General features: G+C 70.0%; 8 protein-coding genes. 5 read left to right on the forward strand and 3 right to left on the reverse strand.

The window, feature by feature from the left end; genetic code table 11:
* On the reverse strand, nucleotides 1–201 hold a 201-nt coding region (locus tag ACHFFZ_RS15100), incomplete at its 3' end, for a DUF3054 family protein (protein WP_394277423.1).
* Between the two features lie 121 nt (nucleotides 202–322).
* Here ACHFFZ_RS15100 and ACHFFZ_RS15105 point away from each other — a divergent pair.
* Genes ACHFFZ_RS15105 through ACHFFZ_RS15115 form a run of 3 tightly spaced genes read left to right on the forward strand, consistent with a single transcriptional unit; the run spans nucleotide 323 to nucleotide 3086 of the window.
* Nucleotides 323–1789 carry a proteasome accessory factor PafA2 family protein gene (locus ACHFFZ_RS15105; RefSeq protein WP_394277424.1) on the forward strand — a complete coding sequence of 489 codons (1467 nt, stop codon included), beginning with the start codon at nucleotides 323–325 and terminating at the stop codon, nucleotides 1787–1789.
* Complete coding sequence (locus ACHFFZ_RS15110) at nucleotides 1786–1977, forward strand: ubiquitin-like protein Pup (RefSeq protein WP_394277425.1); 192 nt, start codon at nucleotides 1786–1788, stop codon at nucleotides 1975–1977. Before ACHFFZ_RS15105 ends, ACHFFZ_RS15110 begins: the two co-directional genes overlap by 4 nt.
* A 35-nt stretch (nucleotides 1978–2012) precedes the next feature.
* Nucleotides 2013–3086, forward strand: a complete 1074-nt coding sequence (locus tag ACHFFZ_RS15115; RefSeq protein WP_394277430.1) for a prephenate dehydrogenase — start codon at nucleotides 2013–2015, stop codon at nucleotides 3084–3086.
* 18 nt (nucleotides 3087–3104) lie between these two features.
* Here ACHFFZ_RS15115 and ACHFFZ_RS15120 read toward each other — a convergent pair whose 3' ends face one another.
* Both ACHFFZ_RS15120 and ACHFFZ_RS15125 read right to left on the reverse strand, forming a co-directional pair.
* The gene (locus tag ACHFFZ_RS15120) at nucleotides 3105–3578 is read right to left on the reverse strand and encodes a DUF892 family protein (RefSeq protein ID WP_394277426.1); all 474 of its coding nucleotides are present in this window, start codon (nucleotides 3576–3578) and stop codon (nucleotides 3105–3107) included.
* A gap of 168 nt (nucleotides 3579–3746) precedes the next feature.
* On the reverse strand, nucleotides 3747–4601 hold the full coding sequence (locus tag ACHFFZ_RS15125) for a glycosyltransferase family 2 protein (RefSeq protein ID WP_394277427.1): 855 nt from the start codon (nucleotides 4599–4601) through the stop codon (nucleotides 3747–3749).
* A gap of 60 nt (nucleotides 4602–4661) precedes the next feature.
* Here ACHFFZ_RS15125 and ACHFFZ_RS15130 point away from each other — a divergent pair, with 60 nt between their 5' ends.
* Nucleotides 4662–5717, forward strand: a complete 1056-nt coding sequence (locus tag ACHFFZ_RS15130; protein WP_394277428.1) for a glycosyltransferase — start codon at nucleotides 4662–4664, stop codon at nucleotides 5715–5717.
* A gap of 221 nt (nucleotides 5718–5938) precedes the next feature.
* A partial coding sequence (locus ACHFFZ_RS15135; RefSeq protein ID WP_394277429.1) for a hypothetical protein occupies nucleotides 5939–6255 on the forward strand: 317 nt, incomplete at its 3' end.

The raw sequence follows: 6255 nt of genomic DNA on the forward strand, positions 1-6255 counted from the left end.
GACGAAGACACCGGCCATCACGGTCCCGACCGGACGGCGGCGCAGGAGCAGGATCGCCCAGGCCACGGCGCAGGCCAGCAGGAAGGGCCAGGCCACCGGGACAAGGCGGTTCGCCAGGTCCCCGTCGTGGCTGAGGACCCCGATGATCGAGAAGACCACCACGAGCACCATGTCGATCGCCAGCGCAACTTGCTTCGTCATGGGCCCACCCTATCGAGCACCCATCCACAAACCACCGTGAGAAGTGCCGATGGTGCAGCATCTGCACCATCGCCCGCCCACAGTGAGGTTTGTGGACGAGGGGCCGGATACTGTCGCAGGCATGAGCATCATGGGCCTCGAGACCGAGTACGGCGTGGTCGTCACGGGCCTCGCACCCGGCGAGGCGCAGCCCGACCCGATCAGCCTGTCCGAGGCGGTGATCGCGGCGGTGGATGCGGCCGGCACGAGCTTCTCCCTGGCCGACGAGCAGCCCCTGGTCGACGCTCGTGGCACGGTCCTGCCGCGCCACATCGCCCACCCCGACCTGCTCACCGACCAGGTGACGGTCGCCAATCGCCTGCTGGCCAATGGTGGCCGCAGCTATGTGGACCACGCCCACCCCGAATGGTCCGGGCCCGAAGTCACCACCGCCACCGAGGCGCTGGTCTGGGACCGCGCCGGCGACCAGCTGCACACCGCCGCCGCCCGGGCCGCGAGCCAGCGCACCGGCCTGGCGATCCACCTGGTGAAGAACACCACCGACAACAAGGGCCGCAGCTACGGCCGCCACGAGAACCACCTGCTGCCCCGGAGCCTTCCCTTCGAGACCATCGTCGAGCAGTTCCCCGGTTTCCTGGCCAGCCGCGTCGTGGTCAACGGGGCCGGGCGGGTCGGGATCGGGGAGGCGGGGGAGCGGCCCGGCTTCCAGACCAGCCAACGCGCCGACTTCTTCGAACGGCTCGTCGGGCTGGAGACGACCCTGCGTCGCCCGATCATCAACACCCGCGACGAACCCCACGCCGACCGCGCCACCCACCGCCGCCTGCACGTCATCACCGGCGACGCCAACCTCTGCCACGTGGCGACCCTGGTCACGATCGGCTCGGCCTCCCTGGCCCTGCGCGCGATCACGGCCGGAGCCCGCCTGCCCCAGCCCGTCGATCCGGTGGCGGCGATGAGGGCGTGGAGCCACGACCCCAGCTGCACCGTGCGCCAGCCCTGCACCGACGGCACGGCCCGCACCGCCGTCGAGCTGCAGCAGCTGTGGGCCCACGCCACCGAGGAGCACCTCTCCAGCGAGGACGACGCCCTCGTGCAGCGCCACTGGCGGGGCATCCTCGACGACCTGGCCGTCGATCCGATGCGCTGTGCAGACCGGCTCGACTGGGTGGTGAAACTGCGCCTGCTGCAGGGCCTGTGCCAGCGCCACGGATTCGGCTGGGACGATCCGCGGCTGCAGGCCCTCGACCTGCGCTACGCCGACCTGACCGACGGACTGTTCGCCCGGCTGGAGTCCAGCGGTGCGGTCCAGACGATCGTCGACGACGGCGACGTCACCGCTGCGACCACCCGGCCGCCGGTCACCACACGCGCCTGGCTGCGCGGCACCCTGCTGGAACGATTCGGCACCCACGTCGTCGCCGCCAGCTGGGACCGGATCGTCCTGGCCACCCCGCAAGGAGAACGGAGCCTGCAGCTGGTGCAACCCTTCGACGGCACCGCGGCCCAGTGGCACGACCGGATCGCGTCCACCACCACCATCGACGAGCTGACCAGCCTGTTCGACTCGTTAGGCTGGCGGGCATGAGCGAGCAGCAACGCATCCAGCGCCCCGGAAGCAGCGACGGCACCGATCCCGAGACCGGGCAGGTGCAGCAGCAGGGCGAACAGCGCACCGACGACGGTTTCGAGGCGCTGCTCGACGAGATCGACGGCGTGCTGGAGACCAATGCCGCCGAGTACGTGCACGGTTTCGTCCAGAAGGGTGGCCAGTGAGCCCGGCCGCCGGTGGGCTCGACGGCGGCGCAGACCTGGTTCCGGTGGAGGGGAGCCTCGGCCCGGTCGTGGTGATCGGGGCCGGACTGATCGGCGCCTCCATCGGCATGGCGCTGACCGCAGCCGGCGAGCAGGTACACCTGGTGGATGCCAGCAATGTGCACGCCGTCGTGGCCGCCGGCCTGGGCGCTGGTCTGGTGGACTACCCACAGACCGCGACGATCCGGCTGGTGGTCGTCGCCACCCCGCCCAGTGCCGTGGTGCAGGAGGTGCTGGAGGCTCTGGAGCTCTCCCCGCGGGCCGTGGTGACCGACGTCGCCAGCGTGAAGGGGGCCGTGCTGGACAAGCTGCGCGCTTCCGGCGCCGACCTGTCGCGCTATGTCGGCTCGCATCCGATGGCGGGCTCGCAGCACGCCGGGCCGCTGACGGCCAGCGGTGAGCTGTTCGTCGACCGCACCTGGGTGGTCTGCCCGCGGGACGAGAACGACCCGGAGCATGTCGAGGTGGTGCGGCAACTGGCCGGCACCTGCGGCGCCCGCATCGTCGAGATGGCGGCTGACGACCATGACGAGGCCGTGGCCCAGGTGAGCCACGTGCCGCAGCTGATGAGCACGCTGACCGCCGGCAACCTGCGCGAGGTGCCCGAACCCCATCTGCAGCTGGCGGGCCAGGGAATCCGGGACGTGACGAGGATCGCGGGCAGTGATCCGGTGTTGTGGCGCCAGATCATCAGCGCCAATTCCGAGGCGGTGCGGGCCGAGCTGGACGGGATCCGTCGAGACCTGGACGAGCTGTTGAGCATCCTGGACGACCCGCCCCGGCTCGAGGAGTTCATGGCCCGCGGCCGGCAGGGCGCCAGGACCCTGCCGGGCAAGCACGGCGCCCTGCCCGTCGACTGGGAGCAGGTGGTCATCGAGATCCCCGACGCCCCCGGCGCCCTGGCGCGGCTCTTCGCCGACATTGGCGGCGAGGGCATCAACGTCGAGGACCTGGCAATCGAGCACGACAGCGAGCGCAAGGTTGGTTTCCTGGCGGTCGACGTCGCCCCCCGCGAGGCCGCCAGCCTGCGCGAGGCGATGGTCTCGCGCGGCTGGAGCCTGCGGCCCTGAACCCTCAGGCCCTCGGGATCACTCCTGCAGCAGCTTGGGCAGCTGGCGCTTGCGCAGCTCACCCAGCTCAGCCTCCTGGGAGGCGGCGCGCTCGATCAGTTCGTCGAGCTGGGACTGGTCCAGGCGGGGGTCGTGCAGGTCGCGGAGGGCTTCGAAGCCGACGAGCTTGCCGTGGACGGCGAGCATCAGCGCCTCCAGCTCCACGACGTCTGACAGCGGAGAGCGGGCGATGGCGCGCTCATTGGGCTTGAGGCGCGCCGCCTTCTCTCCCAGTCGGGAGCCGGCATCCTTCAGCGTGGAGACGGTGGAGCCGACGCGCTCCATGATCTGTTCGAGGCTCTTCTGGTCCTCGCGGACCTGCTCGGCGATGCGTGCCACGGCGGCGCGCACCTCCGGGTCACCGTGGCCCTCGGCGACGCGGTCGAAGGCATCGACGCCGGCGGCGGACCCGGCGTGGTGGTCCTGCAGGTAGGTGGCGATCAGTTCGGTCATGGGTGGCTCCTCTCATGGGGCCCCGCTGGGCTGACTGCCCGGTTGGGCTGCCCGGCGAGGCCTGTGTGGATGTTGCCGTCGCGACCTGGGGTCGCACCTCCACGCTAACCAGACGGGCCGGGAATCCTTTCCACCACAGGGGGTGGGCTGGCTACGCGCTCAGCGCACTCAGAACCGTGCCGTGGGCTGGTGGGTGGCCGCGACCTCGTCGACGGTGGGCTCACGCAGCACGACGAGCTCGTCGCCGTCGATGCGCAACAGTCCCCGGGCGGCGAAGGCATCCAGCCAGCCCTCCATCGGCCAGCGTCCCCAGCGCTGGTGGAAGCGTCGGGCATTGGTGACGATGCTGGCGAAGTGGTGCAGCGGCGGGCGATGCACCGCATGGGCCTGGTGCAGCACGCGGGCCGGGCTCAGGAAGAAGTGCATCCCGGCATCGCGGCACCGGAAGGCGAAGTCGGTGTCCTCGCCGCCGTAGCCGCGGTAGTCCTCGTCGAAGCCGCCCACCCGCCAGAAGTCACCCGCCGTGATCGCGAAACCGAGCGACCAGAACATGTGCCAGTCCGCGCTGGGTCCGCTTCCAAGACCTTCACGGGACGGGTGGGGGATCGCCACCGATGACGGGTCACTTGGCGGCGCCCAGCCCGGTGGCAGGTAGCAGGGGGAGGCCATCACCAGGCGTCCCGGTCGGCAGTCGGCTGCCAGCGTGGCCACCGTTGTCGGCTCGGCCAGGCAGTCGACGTCGAGGAAGACCAGCACGTCCTCGTCCTGGGCGCGGGCCGCACGGGCGCTGGCATTGCGGCCAGCAGCCAGCGCCAGCCCCTCGGCCTCCAGATGTTGCGTCCGAACACCATCCGGGGGGAACTCCCAGGGCTCGGTGTCCTGGTTCACGAAAGTCACCACGACCTCGTCCCAGCCACGTCCGGCAGCCGCATCACACCCCTGGGTGTGTTGCAGTGAATCCGCTTGTCGCAGCAGGTGTTCGTCTCGATCGTGGGTGAGCACCAGCACGGATGTCGTCGGCATGATTCGAGAGTACATTCACCCTGTGACCCACATTCCCACCAGCGTGCCGAGGCCTCGACGATGAGGATCGGAGTCCTGGCCCACCTGCACCACCCGATTGGCCAGCCCTACCTTGGCGGGCTCGAGGCCCACACGGCCCAGACCTGCGAGGCGCTGGCGCGACGTGGCCACCAGGTGAGCCTCTACGCCAAGCAGGGCAGCCGGTTGGCCGAGCCGTCGGTGCGGGTCGTCGCCATGCTGGAGGAAGGCTTCACCTGGCGCCCCGGCAACCAGGACGACGAGATCATCGTCGACGAGGCCACCCGGCGGGCCTGCGCCGCCGCATCGGCACAGAACGACGTGGTGCTGAACAACTGCCTCAACCCCGTGCCCTATGTCGAGATGGCCGAGACCGCCATGCTCACCGTGCTGCACACCCCGGCGACGCTGGAGCGCGTCAATGCGCTTGTCGAGCGTCCTGGCTGGGCGCCCGGTCCGCGGCATGCCTGGGTGAGCGTCTCGCAATCCAATGCGGTCGGCTGGCGCGAGGTGCTGCCCGAGGTCACGGTCGGGGTGGTGCCCAACGGGATCGACCTGGACCAGTGGCCCTCGGTGCTCGATGTCGATGCCGACGCGCCGCTGGCATGGTCGGCCAGGATCACTCCCGAGAAGGGTCTGCACGTCGCCATCGACGCTGCGATGGCCGCGGGCATGCGGTTGGAGGTAGCCGGCCCGATCAGCAACCAGGGTTACTTCGAGGAGCAGATCCAGCCCCGGATCAGCGTCTCGGAAGGTCGCGTCCGCCATCTCGGCCACTTGCCGCACGACCAGCTGGCCGCCCTGCTGGGACGCAGCTCCGCCTTCTGCTGCACGCCGCTGTGGGAGGAGCCCTTCGGCCTGGCGCCGCTGGAGGCGATGGCCTGCGGCACGCCCGTCGCAGCGCTGGCCCGTGGCGCCGTCCCCGAGCTGGTCGGGCCGGACGGGGGAGCGATGGCCGACGGCGCCGAAGGCCTGCCCGAGGCGATCCGGCGCGCCGTGGGCATGGACCGCGCTGCCGTGCGTCGCCGCGCCGAGCACTTCTCCCAGACGGCCATGGTCGACGACTACCTACGCATCCTGGACGGCCTGCGCGCCTGAGCTCCCGTAGATGCTCGCTTCGCCGAGGCGTGACGAACGGGCATGACGGCACCCATCGACCTGCACCGGGACTCGGAACTCATCAGTTCAATTCCTGCTGAGCAGTTCTCGGCCAGCGAGGTCGACGGCGCATCGGAGAACCAGGAACAGACCCCAAGGACTCGCGGCAGGTGATTGCGGTGTCGGATGGCCGGGATTGCTGCGCAGGGTAACTTCTGGGCATGACGATCAGCCTGGCGAGAATGGACCCAACCGGTGCTGATCGGGACGCCCTGATCGAGTTCCTCACGAGCAATGACTGGCCGTTCCGCGTGCGCTCGTGCGTCGACCGGGAACAGGCGACACGAGCCATTGATGCCGGACGCTATCGAGACGAGGACAGCGACACTTGGTGGATCGAGGAGGACGACGGCCGTCGCATTGGCTTCGTCCGCTTCGAGGACCTGACCAGTTCTCCCATGCTGGACCTTCGCGTGCAGTCTTCGGCACGCGGCCACGGACATGACCTCACGGCCTTGTCACTGGCGACCGAGCACGT

The organism is Luteococcus sp. (genome assembly GCF_043424415.1).
Taxonomy (GTDB): domain Bacteria; phylum Actinomycetota; class Actinomycetes; order Propionibacteriales; family Propionibacteriaceae; genus Luteococcus.

Excerpts from the sequence above, each read along its gene's own strand:
- ACHFFZ_RS15105 (WP_394277424.1), top strand. The coding sequence starts at position 323 with ATGAGCATCATGGGCCTCGAGACCGAGTACGGCGTGGTCGTCACGGGC.
- ACHFFZ_RS15110 (WP_394277425.1), top strand. The coding sequence starts at position 1,786 with ATGAGCGAGCAGCAACGCATCCAGCGCCCCGGAAGCAGCGACGGCACC.
- ACHFFZ_RS15120 (WP_394277426.1), bottom strand. The coding sequence starts at position 3,578 with ATGACCGAACTGATCGCCACCTACCTGCAGGACCACCACGCCGGGTCC.
- ACHFFZ_RS15125 (WP_394277427.1), bottom strand. The coding sequence starts at position 4,601 with ATGCCGACGACATCCGTGCTGGTGCTCACCCACGATCGAGACGAACAC.
- ACHFFZ_RS15130 (WP_394277428.1), top strand. The coding sequence starts at position 4,662 with ATGAGGATCGGAGTCCTGGCCCACCTGCACCACCCGATTGGCCAGCCC.